Source organism: Citrobacter sp. U14242 (assembly GCF_046555775.1).
GTDB lineage: Bacteria > Pseudomonadota > Gammaproteobacteria > Enterobacterales > Enterobacteriaceae > Citrobacter.
This window is the reverse complement of sequence record NZ_JBKGLW010000003.1, coordinates 296,431-319,216: the sequence shown is the minus strand read 5'-3', so window position 1 is coordinate 319,216 and position 22,786 is coordinate 296,431. Positions and strand designations below refer to the sequence as shown.

The following is a 22,786-nucleotide window of genomic DNA, read 5'->3' as shown; positions in this document are numbered from 1 at the left end:
GCTGATGCTGCAAATCTCTCATCTCGCAGCCAGCTACGGTGGAAAAACGGTGCTGGACGATATCAATCTGACGCTTGATAGCGGCGAACTGCTGGTGGTACTCGGGCCTTCCGGCTGCGGCAAAACCACGCTGCTAAATCTGATTGCCGGGTTCGTGCCGTATCAGCACGGCAGCATTACGCTGTCCGGTATGAAGGTGGAAGGTCCGGGCGCGGAACGCGGGGTGGTATTCCAGAACGAAGGTCTGCTGCCCTGGCGTAACGTGCAGGATAATGTGGCCTTTGGTCTGCAACTGGCAGGGGTCGAGAAAGTGCAGCGTCAGCGTATCGCCCAGGAGATGTTGCAGAAAGTAGGGCTGGACGGTGCAGGAAAGCGTTTTATCTGGCAGCTTTCTGGCGGCCAGCGTCAGCGTGTTGGCATTGCCCGGGCGCTGGCGGCCAATCCACAGCTCCTGCTGCTCGATGAACCGTTTGGTGCACTTGACGCGTTTACCCGCGAGCAGATGCAAACCCTGCTGCTGAAGCTCTGGCATGAGACCGGTAAACAGGTGTTGTTAATTACGCACGATATTGAAGAAGCGGTATTTATGGCCACCGAGCTGGTGCTGCTCTCATCCGGCCCTGGTCGGGTGATGGAGCGTCTGCCGCTAAACTTTGCCCGGCGCTTTGTGGCCGGGGAAGCGAGCCGCAGCATTAAATCCGATCCGCAGTTTATTGCCATGCGCGAGTACGTGTTAAGCCGCGTCTTTGCGCAACGGGAGGCGTTCTCATGAGCGTAGTTATTAATGATAAACCGCGACAGCGTACGCTGAACTGGCGCTGGCCGTTTTCACGTCAGATAACGTTAAGTCTTGGGACGTTGGTCGTCATTCTGGCGGTGTGGTGGACGGTGGCAGCGCTGCAATTAATCAGCCCGCTGTTTTTGCCCGCGCCCGGTCAGGTACTGCAAAAGTTGATCACCATCGCCGGGCCACAAGGATTTATGGATGCCACGCTGTGGCAACATTTGGCAGCGAGCCTGGCGCGAATTGTCATCGCGCTGCTGGCGGCCGTGCTGCTGGGTGTTCCGGTCGGGATCGCGATGGGACTGAGCCCGACAATTCGCGGCATTCTCGATCCGATCATTGAATTGTACCGTCCGGTTCCGCCGCTGGCCTATTTACCGCTGATGGTGATCTGGTTTGGTATCGGTGAGACCTCCAAGATCTTATTGATCTACCTGGCGATTTTCGCGCCTGTTGCGATGTCGGCGCTGGCCGGTGTCCGCAGCGCGCAGCAGGTAAGAGTGCGCGCTGCACAATCACTAGGGGCCAGCCGCGTGCAGGTGCTGTGGTTTGTTATTTTACCCGGTGCATTGCCTGAAATTCTGACCGGGCTGCGCATCGGGCTGGGTGTCGGCTGGTCAACGCTGGTAGCCGCGGAGTTGATTGCCGCCACGCGAGGTTTGGGTTTTATGGTCCAGTCCGCCGGTGAATTTCTGGCAACGGATGTGGTGCTGGCAGGGATCGCGGTAATTGCCGTTATCGCCTTTATTTTAGAACTGGGTCTGCGCGCGCTTCAGCGTCGTCTGACGCCCTGGCATGGAGAAGTACAATGAGTGAACGTCTGAGCATTACCCCGCTGGGGCCGTATATTGGCGCACAAATTACCGGTGCGGACCTGACGCGTCCGCTAAGCGATAACCAGTTTGAGCAGCTTTATCATGCGGTGCTGCGCCATCAGGTGGTGTTCCTGCGTGAGCAGGGGATTACGCCGCAGCAGCAGAGAGCGCTGGCACTACGTTTTGGCGATCTGCATATTCATCCGGTCTACCCGCACGCCGAGGACGTGGAGGAGATTATCGTGCTGGATACGCACAACGATAATCCGCCAGATAACGATAACTGGCACACCGATGTGACCTTTATCGACACGCCGCCAGCCGGGGCCATTCTGGCAGCAAAAACGCTGCCTTCGACCGGAGGCGATACGCTGTGGACCAGTGGAATTGCCGCTTATGAGGCGCTCTCTGAGCCGTTTCGTCAGTTGCTGAGCGGCCTGCGGGCAGAGCATGATTTCCGCAAATCGTTCCAGGAGTACAAATACCGTAAGACGGAAGAAGAGCACCAGCGCTGGCTGGAAGCGGTCGCTAAACATCCCCCGTTGCTGCATCCGGTGGTGCGAACGCATCCGGTAAGCGGTAAACAGGCGCTGTTTGTGAACGAGGGATTTACTACGCGGATTGTGGATGTCACGGAGAAAGAGAGCGAAGCGCTACTCGGGTTCTTGTTTGCGCATGTCACTAAACCAGAGTTTCAGGTGCGCTGGCGCTGGCAGCCTGACGATGTGGCGATTTGGGATAACCGCGTGACGCAGCACTACGCCAATGCGGATTATCTGCCGCAGCGGCGCATTATGCATCGGGCCACGATTTTAGGGGATAAGCCGTTCTATCGTGCGTCGTAACAGAGAATTACACCATTCGGCACGATGCGGCACCGTGCCGAATGGCGACACAAACGTCTTATTCTGCCGGCGAAACCAAATGCGGTTCGATATACCGCTGGTAGCGATTTGCCTTCAGATACGTTAAATCCACCAGTACCAGGCCATCCACGCAGTTGTTAAAGTCCGGGTCGCTGCCAAAGTCGATAAACTGTACGCCACCTGGCTCACACACTTCGGAATATTGCTTGTAGAGTGGTGGAATACCACAACCAAGGTTGCCGAGTAGCGACTTCAGCCGCGTCAGGTCTTCGCTGTAATCTTCCCCGCCAAACTGCGCCAGTGCGTCGGGTAACGAGGCTGGGTACGGTCGGCGCGACTCCGCCAGCGGATGCATTGCCGGAAACCACAGGCGATAAAAGGCAACCAGCAAATCGCGGGCCGAAGGCGGTAGCCCACCGGAAATAGAGACCGGGCCAAACAGGTAGCGATAGTGGAGATGGCGCGCCAGATATGCGCCGATACCGGACCACAGATAGTCCAGCCCGCGGCGTCCCCAGTAGCGTGGCTGAATAAAGCTGCGCCCCAGCTCAATGCCGTGCCGGAGGATATCGTCCATCCGTTCGTCGTAATGAAACAGGCTATAGCTGTAAATGCCGTCCAGCCCGCGCTTTTCCATCTGTAGGGCGGTCGGCATAAAGCGGTAGGCACCGACGATCTCCAAATCGTCTTCATCCCACAGGATCAGATGCAGGTAGTCATCGTCATAACTGTCGATGTCGCGGCGTCTGCCGCTGCCTTCACCTACCGCGCGGAAGGCGATTTCCCGCAGACGGCCCAGCTCGCGTAGCAACGGAACCTCTTCCTGACCGTTACGTTGCCAAAGATAGATAACCTTACCGTCTGCTGTACGCCCCAGGCACTCGGCCTGGTGTAGCTCGCGCTTGAGCAGGGCACGGGGTTCCGGGCGAGCGATCGCGCTTTCGGTTTTAAAGATGCCCGGCAGTCCTTTCCCCAGTAGCTGAACGTGTCGGTAGCACTTGTCTGTCATTTCTCGCGGCGTGGTTTGCGGGGTGTACCATGTCGACCACGCAATTTGCTCGCCAATGGTCACCGGCAGGTTGCTGTTCCGGCGGCGGAACATCTGCTGCATTAACAACAGCATCGGCAGGTTCTGCGACACCAGGGTGCTGGCATAAAACAGCGTACTGTTACGTGCCTCAATCCATGCAGGTAAGAGCGGTGCGCGGTATTTGGCGGCGAGCTTAATAAAGCCGGAGTGCCATTTTTTATCGTGAATGCCACGCCGGGTTATGCGCGAAACTTCACCGGCCGGGAAGAAGATCAGCACACCGCCGTTTTGCAACTGTCGGTCCATCAGCTGTAGCGCCGCTTTAGCAGTGCGGCCATTGACATTATCCACCGGAATAAACAGCGAACTGAGCGGTTCGAGATGGGTGAGCATGCGGTTGGTGACGACTTTAACATCGCGGCGAACGCGCGAGACGGCGTACAGCAGGGCCAGGCCGTCGAGTGTGCCGGTAGGGTGGTTGGCGATGATAACCAGCGGCCCTTGTTCGGGAATTTGTTCCAGACTACGGACCGGAATTTGACAGTGAATGTTGAGATGCTCCAGCACCTGTTCGACGGTATCTAACCCTTTCAGATGGCGGTGACGAACAGCAAACTGTTGGAATTCCTCTTCATGTAACAGTTTTCTCAGTACTTTTTTTTGCCACGGGGCGGGCCTCGCCTCTGGCCACAGGTCGTCGATGACATTGTCGAGACTAAACATAGCGGCTCCTCCTCTGTCCTTTTGTGACAGTAGAAGGGCGATGTGTCGGTTAGATGGCGGTTTGGTGACGTTTTATGATAAAACGCCCCGCAGTGCGGGGCGTTGAAAGGAATTAACGCAGGATTTTTTTCTCAGCCAGATCGCGTGCGAAGTAGCTGAAAATCAGATCTGCACCCGCGCGTTTGATCGAGCCTAAGCTTTCCAGCACCACTTTCTCTTCGTCGATGGCACCGGCCATGGCTGCGAACTTAATCATCGCGTATTCACCACTTACCTGGTAGGCACCAATTGGCAGTTCGGTGCGCTCGCGGATATCGCGCAGGATATCCAGATAGGCGCCCGCCGGTTTCACCATCAGGCAGTCTGCACCCTGAGCTTCATCCAGCAATGATTCGCGGATTGCCTCGCGACGGTTCATCGGGTTCATCTGATAGGTTTTACGATCGCCCTTCAGCGCAGTACCTGCGGCTTCACGGAACGGACCGTAGAACGAAGAGGCAAACTTGGTGGAATAGGACATGATCGCCGTATCGGTGAAGCCTGCCGCGTCCAGCGCCTGGCGAATCGCCTGTACCTGGCCGTCCATCGCGGCGGAAGGGGCGATGAAGTCAGCACCCGCAGCGGCGGCAACCACCGCCTGCTTGCCAAGATTGGCCAGGGTTAAATCGTTATCAACGCCGTGTTCACATAATACGCCGCAGTGGCCGTGCGAGGTGTATTCGCAAAAGCAGGTGTCTGACATGACAATCATTTCCGGCACGGTCTGCTTGCAGATGCGCGACATACGCGCTACCAAACCGTCTTCTTTCCAGGCGTCGCTGCCAGTGTCATCGGTGTGGTGGGAAATCCCGAAAGTCATCACCGAGCGGATTCCGGCGTTGGCAATGCGTTCAATCTCGCGTGCCAGATGTTTTTCCGGAATGCGCATCACGCCGGGCATGGCCTCGATGGCTTTGTAATCGTCGAGTTCTTCTTCAACAAAGATCGGCAACACCAGGTCATTTAAGCTCAGTGTTGTCTCTTCAAACATAGCGCGCAGCGCAGGGGATTTGCGCAGGCGGCGAGGGCGTTGGATTAGGTCTGTCATGGTATGCCTGATGTTTGTGAAATCGAAGGCCGTAGTATACCTCAATCTGTGTGTGGCCGTTTTACGAAAATGGGTTTTATGCTTGCATTTTCTGGAGGATGTGAGAATAGCTAGAGCAATATATTCATGTGAATAACAATTTATTCATATTTGCCAATGGTATTATTATTTATTATTTTATTTTAAATATAGATGTGTTTTCTTTTTTTTGTGGTCTAAATAAAGACGTATTTAATTATTCAATAATTATCTGTTTATTTTGCGATTCATTTGTTTATCATATGAGTTATCTGTCTTTTTATGAATTAATTGTATGAAAAATATAATTATTTTGGGTTGTTGGTAAAGGCATTTGTTGGGGTGTAAGTATTGTCCGATTTCGGACTTGGTGGAAAGAATAATTGAACCTTTTACCCATGACGCCGCATAATCATTCCGCGAAACATAATATGTTTTCTATGCATTGATAATTGATGGATCAACGATATTACGTCCCTGAGGAGGGATGACAAATGCACTCCTGGAAAAAGAAACTTGTAGTCTCACAATTAGCATTGGCTTGCACTTTGGCAATCGCCTCTCAGGCAAATGCTGCAACGAATGACATCTCTGGCACTACCTACAACACATTCCACCACTATAATGACGCTACTCATGAAGACGATGTTTATTATAATGGTTATGTAGGCTGGAATAACTACGCGACCGATAGCATTTATAACGGTGATATTTATCCGGTAATCAATAACGCTACCGTTAACGGTGTTATTTCTACTTACTATCTGGATGATGGTGTTTCAACCAATACCAATGCCAATAGTCTGACCATCAAAAACAGCACTATTCACGGTATGATCACTTCTGAGTGCCTGACAGATAGTTGTGTTGATCGTATAGCGAGTGATTATTCGTATGACCGTCTGGCGCTGTCCGTTGATAACTCTACTATCGATGACAACTACGAACATTATACCTATAACGGTTCGTATAATGATGCCGTTGACTCACACGTTGTCGATGTTTATCAACTCGGTACGGCTATCACTCTGGATCAAGAAGTTGATCTGTCTATCACTAATAACTCTCATGTCGCAGGTATTACCCTGACTCAGGGTTATGAGTGGCAAGATATTGACGATAACACCGTCAGCACCGGTGTAAACAGCGGCGAAGTATTTAATAACGCCATCGCAGTCAGCGATTCTACCGTGACCTCTGGTTCATGGTCTGATGAAGGAACAGAAGGTTGGTTTGGTAATACCAGCAATGCCAGCGATTACAACGGCATTGACTGGAATGCTGATGATATCGCATTAGCGGTTATTGCAAATCCGAATGCTGACAACGCGATGCAGACGACTGCAACGTTTGATAATTCTACCCTGATGGGCGACGTGTTGTTCTCCAGCAACTTCGACGAAAACTTCTTCCCGCATGGTGCTGACACCTACCGTGATGCGGATGGCGATCTCGACACTAATGGTTGGGATGGCACCGATCGTCTGGATCTGACTCTGAACAATGGCAGCAAATGGGTCGGTGCGGCAATGTCTGCACATCAGGTTGTCACTGATTACAACGCCGGTACCGAAGCGACTGCAACGCTTATCGACATCGAGGCGAACAGCCTGTGGCCGTTATCTACCTACGGTATCGATAGCGATACGACCGATTATGACGAAAATGGTCATGTGGTTGGCAATGCCGTTTACCAGAGCGGTTTGTTCAACGTTACATTGAACGGTGCGTCACAGTGGGATACGACCAAAACCTCTCTGATTGATACCCTAAGCATCAACAGCGGTTCCGTCGTGAATGTGGGTGATTCTACCCTGATTTCTGACTCTATCGCTCTGACCGGCGCTTCTGCACTGAACATCAACGAAGATGGTCATGTTGCGACAGATACCCTGTCTATTGACAACAGTATCGTCACGATTGCTGATGATGTTGCTGCTGGCTGGAGTGTTGGTAGTGCTGCCCTCTATGCAAATACCATCAACGTTACTAACAACGGTGTTCTGGATGTTGGCAACAGTACGGGTGATGCATTGCAGGTTGATACGCTGAACCTGACCAGCTACACCGACGCTTACAACCATGTTAATGCGGGTGTTTTCGATATCAACAGCACCAACTATGTGTTGAATGCTGACTTGACCAACGACCGTACTAACGACAAAACTCAGGCTAACTACGGTTACGGCGTGATCGCGATGAACTCTGATGGTCACCTGACTATCAACGGTAACGGCGATTCCGATACGTCTGCCGATCAGTCTGAAGTTGATAACTATGGTGACCACGTAGCGGCGGCAACTGGTAACTATAAAGTGCGTATCGATAACGCGACAGGTAAGGGTTCTATTGCTGATTACAAAGGCAACGAGCTAATCTATGTCAACGATCAGAACAGCACTGCTACCTTCTCTGCAGCTAACAAAGCTGACCTGGGTGCTTACACCTATCAGGCACAGCAGCAGGGTAACACCGTTGTTCTGCAGCAGATGGCGCTGACCGATTACGCGAATATGGCACTGAGCATCCCGTCGGCTAACACCAATATCTGGAACCTGGAACAAGATACCGTCGGTACTCGTCTGACTAACGCGCGTCATGGTCTGGTAGATAACGGTGGCGCTTGGGTGAGCTACTTCGGTGGTAGCTTCGACGCGGATAACGGCACCATTAACTACGATCAGGACGTTAACGGCATCATGGTTGGTGTTGACTCCAAAATTGATGGTAACAATGCTAAGTGGGTTGTCGGCGCTGCAGCAGGTTTCGCGAAAGGTGATATGAGCGACCGTACTGGTCAGGTAGATCAGGACAGCCAGACTGCCTACATCTACTCTTCTGCGCATTTTGCCAACAACATCTTTGTTGACGGCAGTATGAGCTACTCTCACTTTAACAACGATCTGTCTGCTAACATGAGCAACGGTCAGTACGTTGACGGTAGCGGTTCTTCTGATGCCTGGGGCTTTGGCTTGAAACTGGGTTATGATCTGAAACTGAGTGATGCTGGCTACGTGACGCCTTACGGTAGCGTATCTGGTCTGTTCCAGTCTGGTGATGACTATAAGCTGAGCAACGACATGAAAGTGGATGGTCAGTCCTACGACAGCATGCGTTATGAACTGGGTATTGATGCCGGTTATACCTTCGCTTACAGCGAAGATCAGGCACTGACTCCATACTTCAAACTGGCGTATGTTTACGACGACTCTAATAATGATTCTGACGTAAACGGTGATTCCATCGACAACGGCGTAGAAGGTTCTGCGGTACGTGTTGGATTGGGTACTCAGTTCAGCTTCACCAAAAACTTTAGCACTTACACCGATGCCAATTATCTTGGTGGTGGTGATGTTGATCAAGACTGGTCTGCAAACGTAGGTGTTAAATATACCTGGTAAGAACTTTCTCAGTGAGAGAATAACGGTAATTTAATGTAAATGCCCGTCAAGGATTTGATGGGCATTAACGCAAGGAATGCTCAAATGTTATCTGTGGGTAAACCCCTTTATGAATTTGATAAGCTTGATCAATGCTTATCGAAATATGGTGTTCATTTCGAATTTGATGATGAAAAACAAATTATATGTTCCAGTGATATAAAAATAGACGACACTGTTATTATTTTAAATGGTGTGATTTCCTTGCGGCGAGAGGAGAACATATTAGTGGGTATTGCACAGGCTCCTTTTATCATGGGGCTTGCCGATGGTGTAATGAAAAATGATATGCAATACAAATTAATGACAGAAAGTAACTGTTCTGGATATCATCTTCCAGCATCTCAAACGATTAAGATAATTGAACAATGTCAACTGTGGCGGGAAGCTTTTTGTTGGCTAGCCTGGCAAAATAAAATACTGGAATTACGTGATTTACAGTTGATTGGACATAATTCATACGCGCAAATCCGGGCTACGCTGATGACCATGATGGAGTGGGACGAAACGCTACGCTTACGTATCGGCGTTATGAATTATATTCACCAGCGCACGCGAATTTCACGCTCTGTTGTCGCTGAAGTCCTCGCGGCACTGCGTAAAGGAGGTTACATTGAAATGAATAAAGGCAAACTGGTAAGCGTTAACCATTTGCCTTCTGAGTACTAAATCAAGATGCGGGAACGACCTGTGGTTTGTTGCCGCTCAGTTCGCTCACCAGATTGTTGATTCCGTCGCTCATCGCGGTAAAGCGGGTCAGCGGGGAGCGGGTCACCACGACAAAGGCTCCTACGTTTTGCTGTGGGATCATCGCCATATAAGTAATGAATCCACCGCCACCACCGGTTTTTTGAATAATTCCTGGACGCCCATTCTTCGGCGCCATATAGACCCAGCCCAAACCTAGCGCATCGGCTCTACCCGGAACATCCATCCCTATCACTTTAGTTAACTGCGTACGCTGATAAATCAGCGTCTGCATCCGGTCGGCCTGCTGGCTACGATGATAAAAATCAGAGGAGAGATACTGTTGCATCCAGCGCATCATATCGCCGGGCGTAGAATAGACGCCGCCGCTGCCCATGGCCGCCAGCGTATTGTTACACGGGCTGGCGCCTTTTTCCGCGACCATCAGGCGTGCGCACTGATCGGGTGACGGGGTAAAGGTGGTGTCTTTCATCCCGAGCGGTCGGGTGATTTTCTCTTCAAACAACTGCGGATAAGGTTTGCCAGACGCGGTTCCCAGCGCATCGGCCAGCAGGTCAAACGCCAGGTTCGAATAGGATGCCTGGGAGCCCGGTGCGGCTTTTAGCGTTGCGGTAGAGAGATAGCTCCAGCGTTGCTCGCGAGTCGGCCAGACAAAGACCGGGCGTTTTGCCGCGCCGCCAGGCTGCTCGCGTGGCAGTGCGCTGGTGTGCGTCGCCAGATTCACTAGTGTAATAGGCGTTCCCTGATATGTCGGAACGCGTGCACCTGGTGGTGCATATTTACTCAATGGATCGTTGAGTTTTACTGTGCCCTGATCGAGTAATTTCACTAACATTTCGCTGGTCATTAATTTGGTCAACGACGCGATGCGAATGACGGAATCCAACTGCGGGTGAACATTATTGCCGGGGCGCGTTTCACCAAAACTACGAAACACGCGCTGATTACCATCAATCACCACAAGCGCCATCCCTGTCGCTCCGCTGCCGTAGAAAATATGGTCGGCATAACGGTCGACGATGTCAGAGGCAAAGACGGGATCGGTTATAGGCTGTGCCGCCTGGACAGATGTCAATGACGCCGCACACAGCGCGGCAGAAAAAAGCAGACTACGTTTCAACGGTGGTGTCCATGAGTTAGAGGAAATAAAAGATGACGTGCGTATGCGTATTTATACTACTCGTTGGCATATTGCAAAGCGCTTATCAGCCAATGATAGTGGGAAAAACGTAACGATGAGTAAACGTGGGCTTTTCCCGGAGAGTGGATGTTCGCTTTTGTGATCTCACGCTGTAATAATCTGAACATGCCGGAACGCTGTCGGTGTGAAAACCGCAGAAACAATTCTACAAAACCAGAGAGCGAACTAAGTGCGTCGGTTCTGGTCACAATTGTCGGTTTCAGCTTGTGTTTATTGGGCGTAAGCCGTCTTGCCGCGGTAAACCACCGTGGCAAATGCACAGCAGTCGTCATAACGATAAGAAGTTAGCAGGAGAGCACTATGTTTAAGTCTTTTTTCCCAAAGCCGGGGCCGTTCTTTATTTCGGCATTTATTTGGGCACTGGTCGCTGTTGTATTCTGGCAAGCAGGTGGGGGAGCCTGGGTTGCACAGATTACCGGCGCGTCGGGAGACGTACCGATTAGCGCGGCCCGTTTCTGGTCGCTGGATTATCTGATTTTTTATGCGTACTACATTCTGTGCGTTGGCGTGTTCGCGCTGTTCTGGTTTATCTACAGTCCGCACCGCTGGCAGTACTGGTCGATACTCGGTACCTCGCTGATTATCTTCGTCACCTGGTTTCTGGTTGAAGTCGGCGTCGCCGTCAACGCATGGTATGCGCCGTTCTATGACCTGATTCAAACCGCGCTCAGCACGCCGCATAAGGTGAAAATTGAGCAGTTCTATCAGGAAGTGGGGATCTTTCTCGGGATTGCGCTGATAGCCGTCGTCATTGGCGTGATGAACAACTTCTTCGTCAGCCATTACGTCTTCCGCTGGCGTACCGCGATGAACGAACATTATATGGCGCACTGGCAGCATCTGCGTCATATCGAAGGTGCGGCGCAGCGTGTGCAGGAAGACACCATGCGTTTCGCTTCTACGCTGGAAGACATGGGCGTGAGTTTTATTAACGCGATTATGACGCTGATTGCCTTCCTGCCGGTACTGGTTACGCTCTCTGCGCATGTCCCGGATCTGCCGATTGTTGGACATATTCCCTACGGTCTGGTGATTGCCGCGATTGTCTGGTCGTTGATGGGGACCGGGCTGTTGGCCGTGGTGGGGATCAAACTGCCTGGGCTGGAGTTCAAAAATCAGCGGGTGGAAGCGGCGTACCGTAAAGAGCTGGTGTACGGTGAAGATGATGGCAATCGCGCGACGCCGCCGACGGTTCGCGAGCTGTTCCACGCGGTGCGCCAAAACTATTTTCGCCTCTATTTTCACTATATGTACTTCAATATTGCCCGTATTCTTTACCTGCAGGTTGATAACGTTTTCGGTTTGTTCCTGCTGTTTCCATCGATTGTTGCCGGTACGATTACGCTCGGTCTGATGACGCAAATCACCAACGTGTTTGGTCAGGTACGCGGCTCGTTCCAGTATTTGATTAATTCGTGGACGACGCTGGTTGAGTTGATGTCTATCTATAAGCGTCTGCGCAGTTTCGAACGTGAACTGGATGGTCAGGAAATTCAGGCTGTTACCCATACGCTTAGCTAACAAAAGGAGATGTTATGTCGACGGTTTCCCGTCTTTACCCTTGGTCTGGTCTGGCGGTGTTGGTGCTGGTGGGGTGTAGTAGCCAACCCGCGCAACCATTAAAAAAGGGGGAGCAAGCCGTTGATGTGGCGAGCGTGGTGCGCCAGAAAATGCCCGCCAGCGTAAAAGATCGGGACGCGTGGGCGCAGGATTTGGCGAAGACCTTTGAAAGCCAGAAGCTGGCGCCGACGGTTGAAAATATCTGTTCGGTGCTGGCGGTCGCGCAACAGGAGTCAAATTACCAGGCGGATCCAGCCGTGCCGAACTTAAGTAAAATCGCCTGGAAAGAGATCGATCGTCGTGCCGAGCGTATGCACATCCCGCTATTTGTGGTGCATACCGCGCTGAAGATTAACTCGCCAAATGGGAAAAGCTACAGCGAGCGCCTGGATACGGTGAAGACGGAAAAGCAGCTTAGCGCTATTTTTGATGATTTCATCAATATGGTGCCGATGGGACAGACATTGTTTGGTTCGCTCAACCCGGTGCATACCGGGGGACCGATGCAGGTCAGCATTGCGTTTGCCGAACAGCATGCTTCCGGGTATCCGTGGAAAATGGCCGGAACGGTACGTCAGGAAGTCTTCACTCTGCGCGGTGGACTCTGGTTCGGCACGTATCACTTGCTGAATTACCCGGCGAACTATAGCGCGCCCATCTTCCGTTTCGCGGATTTTAATGCGGGATGGTACGCCAGCCGTAATGCGGCGTTTCAGAATGCCGTCAGCAAAGCCAGTGGTGTAAAGCTGGCGCTGGATGGGGATTTGATTCTCTACAACAGCAAAGAACCGGGTAAAACGGAGCTGGCGGTACGCAAGCTTGCCGGGAAGCTGGGGATGAGTGAGAGCGATATCCATCGTCAGTTGCAAAAAGGCGACAGCCAGGCCTTCGAGGAGACTGCGCTGTACGAGAAGATGTATAAGCTGGCGGAAGCGAAGGCAGGAAAAGCGTTACCACGGGAAATGCTGCCAGGTATTCAACTGGAAAGCCCGAAGATTACGCGTAATTTGACCACGGCATGGTTTGCTAAACGCGTGGACGATCGTCGGGCGAAGTGTATGGGTCAGTCATCGTTGTGATGACGATGGCGCCAGCGCACCACCGCCGCGATGACGCCAAGGATAAGGCATCCAGTGAGGAAGGGAATCAGTCCAAACAGGGTGCCTACGCCTAAGCCAATTTCAACACGCGGGCGTCCGGTTTCTTGCATCTGTAGCTGCATCAGTTCTTCATAGATACCGGGTGCATGGGCTAACAGATTTAAAACCTGAGCCCCGGCCCAGAAGCAAAACAGGACAAAAACGGCATACGCAATATTGCCGGGTAGGGAGGAGGTATCCCGATGCTTGCCCTTAAACAGGGATTTTGAGAGCGTAAAATCAGCCATAAAGACCTCCGGAAATAACCTGCTTTTTTGACGTATTGCCTGGAACTGACAGTGAGTCTGACAGGTGATCGGCAATGTCAATATCAGAATGATGGTAATTTCAGGTAGAGATTATTCCTGGATTTCGGTTTTTTGCTGATCGTCACAATTACGCAACCTTAAGTGAAATTAATTTACATTTCAGAAATTCCGCACAGGCCACAGACGTGTATGAGGAAATGTGCGAGGATGCGTTGTCATGTTGTATATCCACCGGAGCCGTTATGAACCTGCCTGTTAAAATCCGCCGAGACTGGCACTATTATGCCTTCGCTATTGGGCTTATCTTTATTCTCAACGGCGTGGTGGGCTTACTCGGTTTTGAAGCGCAGGGGTGGCAAACCTATGCGGTAGGGCTGGTCACCTGGGTGATTAGCTTTTGGCTGGCCGGATTAATTATCCGTCGCCGCGTGGAAGATGAAGAAGAAGCAAAGGATGCCCAATAGAGGTCTATCAGGCATCCTGGCGGGATTACATACTGGTTTTCAGCGCGCTATCCGCCGCATGGCGTTCCAGCGCCAGTTCGATCAGGCGAGTGATCAAATCGGTATAGCCTAAGCCGCTGGCCTGCCACAGTTTGGGATACATACTGATGTTGGTAAAGCCCGGCAGCGTGTTGATCTCATTGATCACCACATCATTCTCTGCGGTCAGGAACACATCCACCCGCGCCATCCCGGCGCAACCCAGCGTCTGGTAAGCCTGAATAGCGATCTCACGGATCTTGTCGTTAATTTCTGGCGCAATTGCCGCCGGAACCACGACTTTGGCCCCGTTATCGTCAATATATTTGGTATCGTAAGCATAGAAATCGCTGTTCAGGACGATCTCGCCACAGGTGCTGGCCTGCGGGTGATCGTTACCCAGTACCGCACACTCGATCTCGCGGCCTTTGATCCCTTGTTCCACCACCACTTTATGATCGAACTCAAACGCCAGTGCAACAGCCTGGTCGTATTGCGCTTCGCTGGTGACTTTGCTGACGCCAACGGATGATCCCTGATTGGCTGGCTTCACAAACAGCGGCAGACCCAGACGCGATTCGACCTCAGCAAAGCTGATGCTGTTGCGATTGGCGCGGGTGAGCGTAATAAATGGCGCGATGTTTAATCCGGCATCGCGCAGCAGACGTTTGGTGACGTCTTTATCCATGCAGGCCGCAGAACCCAGCACATCAGAACCGACGAACGGTAAATTCGCCACGCGCAGCATGCCTTGCAGTGAACCATCTTCACCCAGCGTGCCGTGCACGATAGGGAAAATAACATCGACCGTAGGCAGTGGCTGGCCGTTTTGAGCATCGATCAACTGCTGTTCTTGTTTACCCGGTACCTGCGCCAGGCTGGTCGTGGAAGGACGCAACGCAATGCGTGCCGGATCGTCAGAGTTGAGCAGATAGTTGCTGGCATCGCTCACGTGCCACTGCCCTTGTTTATCAATACCTAACAGCACAACGTCAAAGCGAGTCTTGTCGATGGCATCGACAATATTTTTTGCCGATTGCAATGACACTTCATGTTCCGCTGATTTACCACCAAATACGATTCCTACTCGCAACTTTGCCATCTTAAAAACCCATTCCTTGAATGCAAAGCACATACATTACCACGACAAAACGCAGGATTCCTCGGCTTCTGGCAGATTGTTTTGGTGGATTACCCGGGAATGAATACGCACAAATCTACAGGTCATGTTCGAAGCATAATCCCCTGCATACAATGTGGATTTGATGTGATGAATGTCACAAATATGATGAGCGGGGAGATAAAATACTAAACTGTGAAACATCGCACCTCTGGGCCCTCGTTTGAAGGCGTAATTTGTTAAGCTGCTCGCAGTTTTCAGCTAATTACCGTTATGAGTCCTTATGGAATCCTGGAGAGTTAACCTTATTTCCGTGTGGTTCGGTTGCTTTTTCACCGGCCTGGCGATCAGCCAAATCCTGCCTTTTCTACCGCTCTATATCTCCCAACTGGGCGTCACCTCGCACGAAGCGCTCTCAATGTGGTCCGGGTTAACGTTTAGCGTCACGTTTCTTATTTCTGCCATTGTTTCACCGATGTGGGGCAGTTTAGCTGACCGTAAAGGGCGTAAGCTGATGCTGTTACGGGCCTCGCTGGGTATGGCAATTGCCATTTTGCTGCAGGCATTTGCAACGAACGTCTGGCAGCTTTTTCTGCTGCGAGGAGTGATGGGGTTAACATCGGGATATATTCCTAATGCGATGGCGTTGGTGGCGTCGCAAGTCCCGCGCGAGCGTAGTGGTTGGGCGTTGAGTACGCTCTCAACGGCGCAAATTAGTGGGGTGATTGGCGGGCCGCTGATGGGCGGTTTTATTGCTGACCATGTTGGCTTACGTGCAGTATTTTGCATTACCGCCGCGCTGTTGGTGGTGAGTTTTTTGGTCACACTGTTCTTAATTAAAGAGGGTGTCCGTCCGACGATTAAAAAAAGCGAGCGTTTAAGCGGAAAAGCTGTTTTTGCTTCGTTACCGTATCCCGCGCTGGTTATTAGCCTGTTTTTTACCACCATGGTGATTCAACTGTGTAACGGCTCTATTGGCCCCATTTTGGCGCTGTTTATCAAATCGATGGTGCCAGATAGCTCAAATATAGCTTTTCTCAGTGGGCTGATTGCCTCGGTTCCCGGCATATCCGCTTTGATTTCAGCACCGCGTCTTGGAAAGTTGGGTGACAGAATTGGTACTGAACGGATTCTAATGGCAACGCTCATCTTCGCCGTGGTGCTGTTTTTCGCCATGTCATGGGTTACCACTCCGTTGCAGTTAGGGATATTACGTTTTCTGCTCGGCTTTGCCGATGGCGCAATGCTGCCTGCGGTGCAAACGCTATTAGTGAAATACTCCAGTGAGCAGATTACCGGGCGCATCTTTGGGTATAATCAGTCGTTTATGTATCTTGGAAACGTCGCTGGACCCTTGATGGGCGCAACCGTATCGGCAATGGCGGGTTTCCGCTGGGTCTTTATTGCTACCGCGAGCATTGTGCTTATTAACATCTGGCAACTGGCTATCGCGTTGCGACGCCGGCGTCTCGCTCGCTGAATGGCGGATTAACAACGCGGGTTGCCAGCGTTGTTAATCCATAATTGAAGATTATATATCAGGGTGACTATTAATCTCCTTACCCTTTTATATTGAATTATTCTGCAGTAAGCGTCATTCCCCCTTATTTTGTGTTGTGATTGTTTTCGCAAAACGTTTTATTTCTGCAATAAATACAACTTTCATCCTCTAGGAAGTTGTGAGTCTTAGTGATAACGTGGCCTTTATTTGGTTAAGGGAATACGAAAATGAAAAATCTCATCACTGAGTTGTTACTTAAGCTCGCCCAAAAAGAAGAAGAGTCGCAAAACCTGGCCGCGCAAGTCGCAACGTTGGAGCGGGTCATCATGGAAATGCTACGCAACATGGCAATAAATGAGCAGCAAACACTGATTCGTCAAATAGAAGGCGCGCTGGCAGGGGTAAGCCAAATGCCCGCGTTTCTAACGACTATGCAAAGTGCTGGCGAGAACCTACCCAAAACGTGTTGAGATATCTGCAGATACTTATCCACGAATTATCATAAAAGTGTCACATCAAATACTTATAGTCGCTTTGTTTTAATTTTACCGTATTTGTACATGGAGAAAATAAAGTGAAACAAAGCGCACTCGCTATTGCCCTGTTACCTTTGCTGTTTACCCCGGTTATTAATGCAGAAACATCTACCGTAGTGGCTATGGATAATCGTGCCGCACAGGGAGATATCACCACACCGGGTGGCGCGCGTCGATTAACGACTGATCAAACGGCAGCACTACGAGATTCTTTGAGCGATAAACCAGCCAAAAATATTATTTTATTGATCGGCGATGGTATGGGAGACTCGGAAATTACCGCTGCGCGAAATTATGCTGAAGGCGCGGGTGGTTTTTTTAAAGGTATTGATGCGCTCCCCCTGACCGGACAATACACGCACTACGCGTTGGATAAAAAAACGGGTAAACCTGACTATGTGACCGATTCTGCAGCCTCTGCGACGGCATGGACGACCGGGGTTAAAACATATAACGGTGCGCTGGGCGTTGATATTCACGAAAAAGATCACGCCACTATTCTGGAAATGGCCAAAGCTGCCGGTCTGGCGACAGGCAACGTATCTACTGCTGAATTGCAGGATGCCACCCCCGCCGCGCTGGTTGCACATGTGACGTCGCGTAAATGTTACGGTCCGAGCGTCACCGCTGAGAAATGCCCGACGAATGCGCTGGAAAAAGGCGGAAAAGGGTCAATCACCGAACAATTATTGAATGCCCGCGCTGATGTTACGCTGGGTGGCGGGGCAAAAACCTTTGCTGAGACCGCTGCAGCGGGCGAGTGGCAGGGTAAAACGCTGCGTGAGCAGGCTCAGGCCCGTGGTTATCAGATGGTCAGTGATACCGCGACGCTTGCAGCCATTACCGAAGCGAATCAGGATAAACCGCTGTTAGGCTTGTTCTCTGACGGCAACATGCCGGTACGCTGGGAAGGGCCAAAAGCGTCTTACCACGGTAACCTTGATAAGCCAGCCGTGACCTGTACGCCAAATCCAAAACGTAACGACACGGTACCAACGCTTGCGCAGATGACGGATAAAGCGATTGAGCTATTAAGCAAGAATGAAAAAGGCTTTTTCCTGCAGGTAGAAGGCGCGTCCATCGATAAGCAGGATCACGCCGCAAACCCGTGTGGTCAGATTGGTGAAACGGTCGATCTGGATGAAGCCGTGCAGCGCGCGCTGGCTTTCGCGAAGAAAGACGGCAATACGCTGGTCGTCGTGACTGCTGACCACGCGCATGCCAGCCAGATTGTTGCGCCAGACACCAAAGCCCCTGGCCTGACTCAGGCGCTGAATACCAAAGATGGCGCGGTGATGGTTATCAGCTATGGCAACTCGGAAGAGGAATCACAGGAGCATACCGGCAGCCAGTTGCGTATTGCCGCCTATGGCCCGCATGCGGCGAATGTGGTCGGCCTGACCGATCAGACCGACCTGTTTTACACCATGAAAGCGGCGTTAGGGCTGAAGTAACCGGCTATTTGGTCACTTAATTTTAATAATGAGGTGGCTATTTTTGCGTCAGCAACCAGACTTACTACACGTCATCCTTCAGGCAGCCAACATCGAGGTCGCTTGAAAGGTGACGTGTAGAGTGAATACTCACAACAGGATGGTGCTATGAAAATAACATTGCTCGTTACCCTATTGTTTGGCCTGGTTTTCTTAACTACTGTCGGTGCTGCCGAGAAGACGCTAACCCCGCAACAACAGCGTATGACCACCTGCAACCAGCAGGCGACGGCGCAGACCTTAAAAGGGGATGCCCGGAAGACATATATGAGTGATTGCCTGAAAAACAGTAAGTCTGCGCCTGATGAAAAGAGTCTGACGCCGCAGCAGCAGAAAATGCGTGAATGCAATGTTCAGGCAACAGAGCAGTCGCTGAAAGGCGACGATCGTAAAAAATTTATGAGCGCTTGCCTGAAAAAAGCTGCGTAATACATACGGGTGAGCGGATAAAATCGCTCACCCGAAATATCATACTTCCGCCGCCAGACCCCTTTCTATAATTTGGGAAATTTGTTTCAGAATATTCCCAAATACGATGAATGATGAAAACTTTTATCAAAAGAAGGCCGTACCGAATGAAGCATTTATATCGCTTCATCAAAACGACCACCAACGTTCCGGTCTGCGATTTGCCCGACGGATAAGGCTGCCTCGCGCAGTCGGGCTGGGGGGAATGTTTTTCCCCATCGCGTCGGTATTAGTCTCGCAACCTATAACCGGAGGTTGGTGGCTATTACTGGTGGGGTGGGCGTTTGTCTGGCCACACCTGGCGTGGCAGTTGGCGAGCAAAGCGGAAGATCCGCTGTACAGTGAATTTACGAATATTAAAGCCGATGCGATCCTCGCGGGCATGTGGATGGGGATCATGGGGGCAAACCTGCTACCATCCACGGCGCTGCTGATGATTATCTGCATCAACCTGATGGGCGCAGGTGGGGTGCGATTATTCATCGCTGGCGTCGTGTTGATGGTGGTTTCATGTCTGGTGACGCTACAGTTAACGGATATTCCGGTCGTGTTTAGCAGTACGCAACTGAGCGTGTTGTTGTCGCTGCCGGTACTGGTGATTTATCCGCTACTGTTTGCCTGGGTTAGCTACCAGACGGTGATCAAATTGGCGGAGCATAAACGCCGCCTGCAGGTAATGAGTACGCGGGATGGAATGACCGGAGTTTATAATCGGCGCCATTGGGAGCTACTGCTGCGCAATGAATTTGATAATTGCCGTCGTCAGCAACGTGATGCCACTCTGCTTATTATCGATATCGACCATTTTAAGAGCATCAATGATACCTGGGGTCATGACGTTGGGGATCAGGCGATTGTTGCGCTGACGCGTCAGTTGCAAATGACGCTGCGCGGCAGTGATGTGATTGGGCGTTTTGGTGGTGATGAGTTTGCGGTAATTATGTGCGGTACACCTGCAACCAGCGCAATCGCAGCGATGTCGCGCGTCCATGAACGACTTAGCCAGTTACGCTTGTCCTGTGCTCCGCAAGTAGCCCTGCGAATTAGCGTCGGTGTTGCTCCGCTGACTTCTGAAACAGAGCACTATCGGGAATGGTTGAAGTCAGCGGATATGGCGCTTTACAAAGCAAAGAATGCCGGACGTAACCGTACTGAAGCGGCGGCCTGACGTCCGACTTGCACTCAGGATTTGCTGAGTTTCTCTGATTGCTCCATGCATTTAACCATCGCTTCGATGACTGATGAACGGAAGCCGCGTTCTTCGAGGACGCGCACTGCCTCAATGGTGGTTCCACCTGGTGAGCACACCATATCTTTCAGTTCTCCGGGATGTTTACCCGTTTCCAGTACCATCTTCGCCGATCCCATGACCGCCTGTGCCGCGAATTTATATGCTTGTGCGCGTGGCATGCCGCCCTGAACGGCGGCATCCGCCATGGCTTCGATAAACATAAACACATAGGCCGGGGCTGAACCACTGACGCCAACGACCGGGTGAATCATCGATTCTGCGATGACTTCGGCTTCGCCAAAGCAGCGGAAAATATTCAACACATCAGCAGTATCTTCCGGTGTCACCAGCGCATTTGGGGTGACGGAAGTCATTCCTGCATTGACCAGTGACGGCGTGTTAGGCATTGCGCGGATAATTTTACGGTCATGACCCAGTGCGCGGGCGAGTTGATCGAGGGTGACGCCCGCGGCAATGGATACCACCAGAGAATCTTTGTTCAGACTGGAGGTGATTTCACTCAGCACCTTAATCATGATACCAGGCTTCACGGCGCCAAAGACAATATCTGCGATCTGCGCGACTTCTTGCGCAGACTGCGCCGCATTTATGCCGTACTGATCGTGCAGTGCTGCGACTTTATCGGGAGAGGGGGTATAGACCCAGATTTGTCCGGGGAGTACCTGGCCGCTGGCGATCAGGCCGCCAAGAATTGCTTTACCCATATTTCCGCAGCCGATAAAACCAATTTTCTTGTCCATCTTGTCACTCCCTATGCGTGATATTCATTGTTTTATACCCGTCATCCTTCAAGTAACTTGAATTAGTTAGGGTAAATCTGGGAAAGCTAAGCTTAGCGCGGAATGAAGGCGTTCAGAAGGAGAAACAGCGCTTTGCCTGAAAGTAAAAGCACGAGACAATGTGCAATTGCACATGTGTCTGGAGGTGTTATGACGATTTGGGTGGATGCGGATGCGTGTCCGAATGTGATTAAAGAAATTTTATATCGGGCTTCCGAGCGGATGCAGATGCCGCTCATTTTGGTCGCAAACCAGAGTTTGCGCGTTCCGCCTTCGCGTTTTATCCGCACCTTACGTGTTCCGGCCGGGTTTGATGTCGCCGATAACGAAATCGTGCGCCAGTGCAGCGCTGGAGACCTGGTGATCACGGCGGATATCCCGCTGGCTTCTGAAGTCATTGAAAAAGGCGCTGCGGCACTCAACCCACGCGGTGAACGCTATACCGAGGCGACAATCCGTGAACGTCTGACGATGCGTGATTTTATGGATACGCTGCGTGCCAGCGGGATCCAGACCGGAGGGCCTGATAGCCTTTCACCGCGTGACAGGCAACATTTTGCGGCTGAACTGGACAAATGGTGGCTGGAAGTTCAACGTAGAAAATAATGACTGTAATTTATTTTTTACACTTTCTTCGTGGTGAATTCTTGTTATAGTAGGGTTTAATCGATTTCATCGCCTTACTGGAACGTATTCTTTACACTTTGGCGATGTACTAGTTTGATGGTATGATTATAACTTTAACAGCATCAGATCCCGCTTACCTGCGGTTCTCTGGGGAACTTCTGTGATGACACAACCGCTTTATCTTGTTGGCCCCCGGGGGTGTGGTAAGACGACAACCGGTATGGCACTGGCGAAAGCCATCGACTTTCAGTTCGTTGATACCGATCGTTGGTTGCAATCACACGTGCAGATGACCGTGGCTGAAATTGTTGAAAGAGAAGGATGGGAAGGTTTTCGCGCCCAGGAAACGACCGCCTTGCAGGCCGTTACGGCCCCCTCAACAGTCGTGGCGACCGGCGGCGGTATTATTCTTACTGAATATAATCGTCACTACATGCGTAGTCACGGCATGGTCATCTATTTAAGTGCACCAGTATCGGTACTGGTAAACCGCCTGGAAGTGGCGCCTGAGGAAGGATTGCGCCCGACCTTAACCGGTAAGCCATTAACCGAAGAAGTGCAGGAAGTTCTTGAGCAGCGCGATGCACTGTATCGTGAAGCGGCGCATTATATTGTTGATGCGACGAATGAACCTTCGCAGGTTGTGGCCGATATTCTTGCGATACTATCGCAAGCCCGGTCACGGCTACAGGGCGGAGCTTATTGTTAAGGGCTTCCCGAGATAGACCAACCCTTCCACTCAATCCCGGGCGCGCAGACAAATTATCTGTCCTTTGCCGGAGCGTGCCTGTATCACAATTTTCGAACCTCCCGGTATACCGCGGAAATTGAAAGTTAAACGATAACAATCTAGTACTGGAATGATTTGGAATCTTTACACTATGCATC

Annotated in this window: 21 protein-coding genes; 15 read left to right on the top strand and 6 right to left on the bottom strand. The window is 51.3% G+C overall.

The genetic code is table 11. The features are described 5' to 3' along the window. Nucleotides 1-4 precede the first annotated feature (4 nt). The 3 genes from tauB to tauD are packed head-to-tail and all read left to right on the top strand — an operon-like array spanning nucleotide 5 to nucleotide 2,444. Nucleotides 5-772 (top strand): taurine ABC transporter ATP-binding subunit, encoded by a 768-nt coding sequence (gene tauB, locus ACLJXE_RS06490; protein ID WP_286628548.1) that lies wholly within the window; start codon nucleotides 5-7, stop codon nucleotides 770-772. Next, entirely contained in the window at nucleotides 769-1,596 is an 828-nt protein-coding gene (tauC, locus tag ACLJXE_RS06485; protein WP_286628547.1) for a taurine ABC transporter permease TauC, read from the top strand. Before tauB ends, tauC begins: the two co-directional genes overlap by 4 nt. Beyond that, on the top strand, nucleotides 1,593-2,444 hold the full coding sequence (tauD, locus tag ACLJXE_RS06480) for a taurine dioxygenase (RefSeq protein WP_410750396.1): 852 nt from the start codon (nucleotides 1,593-1,595) through the stop codon (nucleotides 2,442-2,444). Before tauC ends, tauD begins: the two co-directional genes overlap by 4 nt. 58 nt (nucleotides 2,445-2,502) lie before the next feature. Here the strand turns inward: tauD and ACLJXE_RS06475 are convergent, their stop codons facing one another. Further along, complete coding sequence (locus ACLJXE_RS06475) at nucleotides 2,503-4,218, bottom strand: lysophospholipid acyltransferase family protein (protein ID WP_410750395.1); 1,716 nt, start codon at nucleotides 4,216-4,218, stop codon at nucleotides 2,503-2,505. Nucleotides 4,219-4,330: 112 nt separating this feature from the next. Next, a complete protein-coding gene (gene hemB, locus ACLJXE_RS06470) occupies nucleotides 4,331-5,305 on the bottom strand; it encodes a porphobilinogen synthase (protein ID WP_137384668.1) in 975 nt (324 codons plus the stop codon). A gap of 512 nt (nucleotides 5,306-5,817) precedes the next feature. Between hemB and ehaB the strand changes: the two genes are divergently transcribed. Together ehaB and iprA are read left to right on the top strand one after the other, a co-directional pair. After that, complete coding sequence (gene ehaB, locus ACLJXE_RS06465) at nucleotides 5,818-8,724, top strand: autotransporter adhesin EhaB (RefSeq protein ID WP_410750394.1); 2,907 nt, start codon at nucleotides 5,818-5,820, stop codon at nucleotides 8,722-8,724. An 84-nt stretch (nucleotides 8,725-8,808) separates the two neighbouring features. Beyond that, nucleotides 8,809-9,432 carry a hydrogen peroxide resistance inhibitor IprA gene (gene iprA, locus ACLJXE_RS06460; protein ID WP_410750475.1) on the top strand — a complete coding sequence of 208 codons (624 nt, stop codon included), beginning with the start codon at nucleotides 8,809-8,811 and terminating at the stop codon, nucleotides 9,430-9,432. 1 nt (nucleotide 9,433) lies between these two features. Here iprA and ampH read toward each other — a convergent pair whose 3' ends face one another. Then, the gene (gene ampH, locus ACLJXE_RS06455) at nucleotides 9,434-10,591 is read right to left on the bottom strand and encodes a D-alanyl-D-alanine-carboxypeptidase/endopeptidase AmpH (protein ID WP_410750393.1); all 1,158 of its coding nucleotides are present in this window, start codon (nucleotides 10,589-10,591) and stop codon (nucleotides 9,434-9,436) included. Between the two features lie 381 nt (nucleotides 10,592-10,972). On the opposite strand from ampH, the gene sbmA reads away from it, so the two are divergent. Both sbmA and ACLJXE_RS06445 read left to right on the top strand, forming a co-directional pair. Further along, complete coding sequence (gene sbmA, locus ACLJXE_RS06450) at nucleotides 10,973-12,193, top strand: peptide antibiotic transporter SbmA (RefSeq protein ID WP_040232769.1); 1,221 nt, start codon at nucleotides 10,973-10,975, stop codon at nucleotides 12,191-12,193. Between the two features lie 14 nt (nucleotides 12,194-12,207). Beyond that, entirely contained in the window at nucleotides 12,208-13,311 is a 1,104-nt protein-coding gene (locus ACLJXE_RS06445; RefSeq protein WP_410750392.1) for a DUF1615 domain-containing protein, read from the top strand. Here ACLJXE_RS06445 and ACLJXE_RS06440 read toward each other — a convergent pair. Beyond that, nucleotides 13,296-13,619, bottom strand: coding sequence for a YaiY family protein (locus ACLJXE_RS06440; RefSeq protein WP_048212467.1), 324 nt, complete (start codon nucleotides 13,617-13,619; stop codon nucleotides 13,296-13,298). The genes ACLJXE_RS06445 and ACLJXE_RS06440 overlap by 16 nt on opposite strands. A gap of 263 nt (nucleotides 13,620-13,882) precedes the next feature. Between ACLJXE_RS06440 and ACLJXE_RS06435 the strand changes: the two genes are divergently transcribed. Beyond that, nucleotides 13,883-14,104, top strand: coding sequence for a DUF2754 domain-containing protein (locus ACLJXE_RS06435; RefSeq protein WP_019076140.1), 222 nt, complete (start codon nucleotides 13,883-13,885; stop codon nucleotides 14,102-14,104). A gap of 25 nt (nucleotides 14,105-14,129) precedes the next feature. Here ACLJXE_RS06435 and ddlA read toward each other — a convergent pair whose 3' ends face one another. Beyond that, on the bottom strand, nucleotides 14,130-15,224 hold the full coding sequence (gene ddlA, locus ACLJXE_RS06430) for a D-alanine--D-alanine ligase (RefSeq protein WP_410750391.1): 1,095 nt from the start codon (nucleotides 15,222-15,224) through the stop codon (nucleotides 14,130-14,132). 301 nt (nucleotides 15,225-15,525) lie between these two features. Here ddlA and ACLJXE_RS06425 point away from each other — a divergent pair, with 301 nt between their 5' ends. The 5 genes from ACLJXE_RS06425 to adrA all read left to right on the top strand — a co-directional run bounded on the left by ACLJXE_RS06425 (nucleotide 15,526) and on the right by adrA (nucleotide 20,408). Next, nucleotides 15,526-16,722 carry a multidrug efflux MFS transporter gene (locus ACLJXE_RS06425; protein ID WP_323604994.1) on the top strand — a complete coding sequence of 399 codons (1,197 nt, stop codon included), beginning with the start codon at nucleotides 15,526-15,528 and terminating at the stop codon, nucleotides 16,720-16,722. A 248-nt stretch (nucleotides 16,723-16,970) separates the two neighbouring features. After that, nucleotides 16,971-17,213 carry a sigma-S stabilization anti-adapter protein IraP gene (locus tag ACLJXE_RS06420; protein ID WP_410750390.1) on the top strand — a complete coding sequence of 81 codons (243 nt, stop codon included), beginning with the start codon at nucleotides 16,971-16,973 and terminating at the stop codon, nucleotides 17,211-17,213. Between the two features lie 104 nt (nucleotides 17,214-17,317). Next, nucleotides 17,318-18,733, top strand: a complete 1,416-nt coding sequence (phoA, locus tag ACLJXE_RS06415) for an alkaline phosphatase (protein ID WP_286628538.1) — start codon at nucleotides 17,318-17,320, stop codon at nucleotides 18,731-18,733. 147 nt (nucleotides 18,734-18,880) lie between these two features. Then, nucleotides 18,881-19,201, top strand: a complete 321-nt coding sequence (gene psiF, locus ACLJXE_RS06410) for a phosphate starvation-inducible protein PsiF (RefSeq protein WP_048212462.1) — start codon at nucleotides 18,881-18,883, stop codon at nucleotides 19,199-19,201. A gap of 91 nt (nucleotides 19,202-19,292) precedes the next feature. Beyond that, nucleotides 19,293-20,408 (top strand): diguanylate cyclase AdrA, encoded by a 1,116-nt coding sequence (adrA, locus tag ACLJXE_RS06405; protein WP_410750474.1) that lies wholly within the window; start codon nucleotides 19,293-19,295, stop codon nucleotides 20,406-20,408. A gap of 14 nt (nucleotides 20,409-20,422) precedes the next feature. Here adrA and proC read toward each other — a convergent pair whose 3' ends face one another. Continuing rightward, complete coding sequence (gene proC / locus ACLJXE_RS06400) at nucleotides 20,423-21,232, bottom strand: pyrroline-5-carboxylate reductase (protein WP_048212460.1); 810 nt, start codon at nucleotides 21,230-21,232, stop codon at nucleotides 20,423-20,425. 189 nt (nucleotides 21,233-21,421) lie between these two features. Between proC and ACLJXE_RS06395 the strand changes: the two genes are divergently transcribed. Both ACLJXE_RS06395 and aroL read left to right on the top strand, forming a co-directional pair. Beyond that, nucleotides 21,422-21,877, top strand: coding sequence for a YaiI/YqxD family protein (locus ACLJXE_RS06395; RefSeq protein WP_286628537.1), 456 nt, complete (start codon nucleotides 21,422-21,424; stop codon nucleotides 21,875-21,877). Nucleotides 21,878-22,061: 184 nt separating this feature from the next. Beyond that, a complete protein-coding gene (gene aroL / locus ACLJXE_RS06390; protein ID WP_286628536.1) occupies nucleotides 22,062-22,607 on the top strand; it encodes a shikimate kinase AroL in 546 nt (181 codons plus the stop codon). Nucleotides 22,608-22,786: the final 179 nt, after the last annotated feature.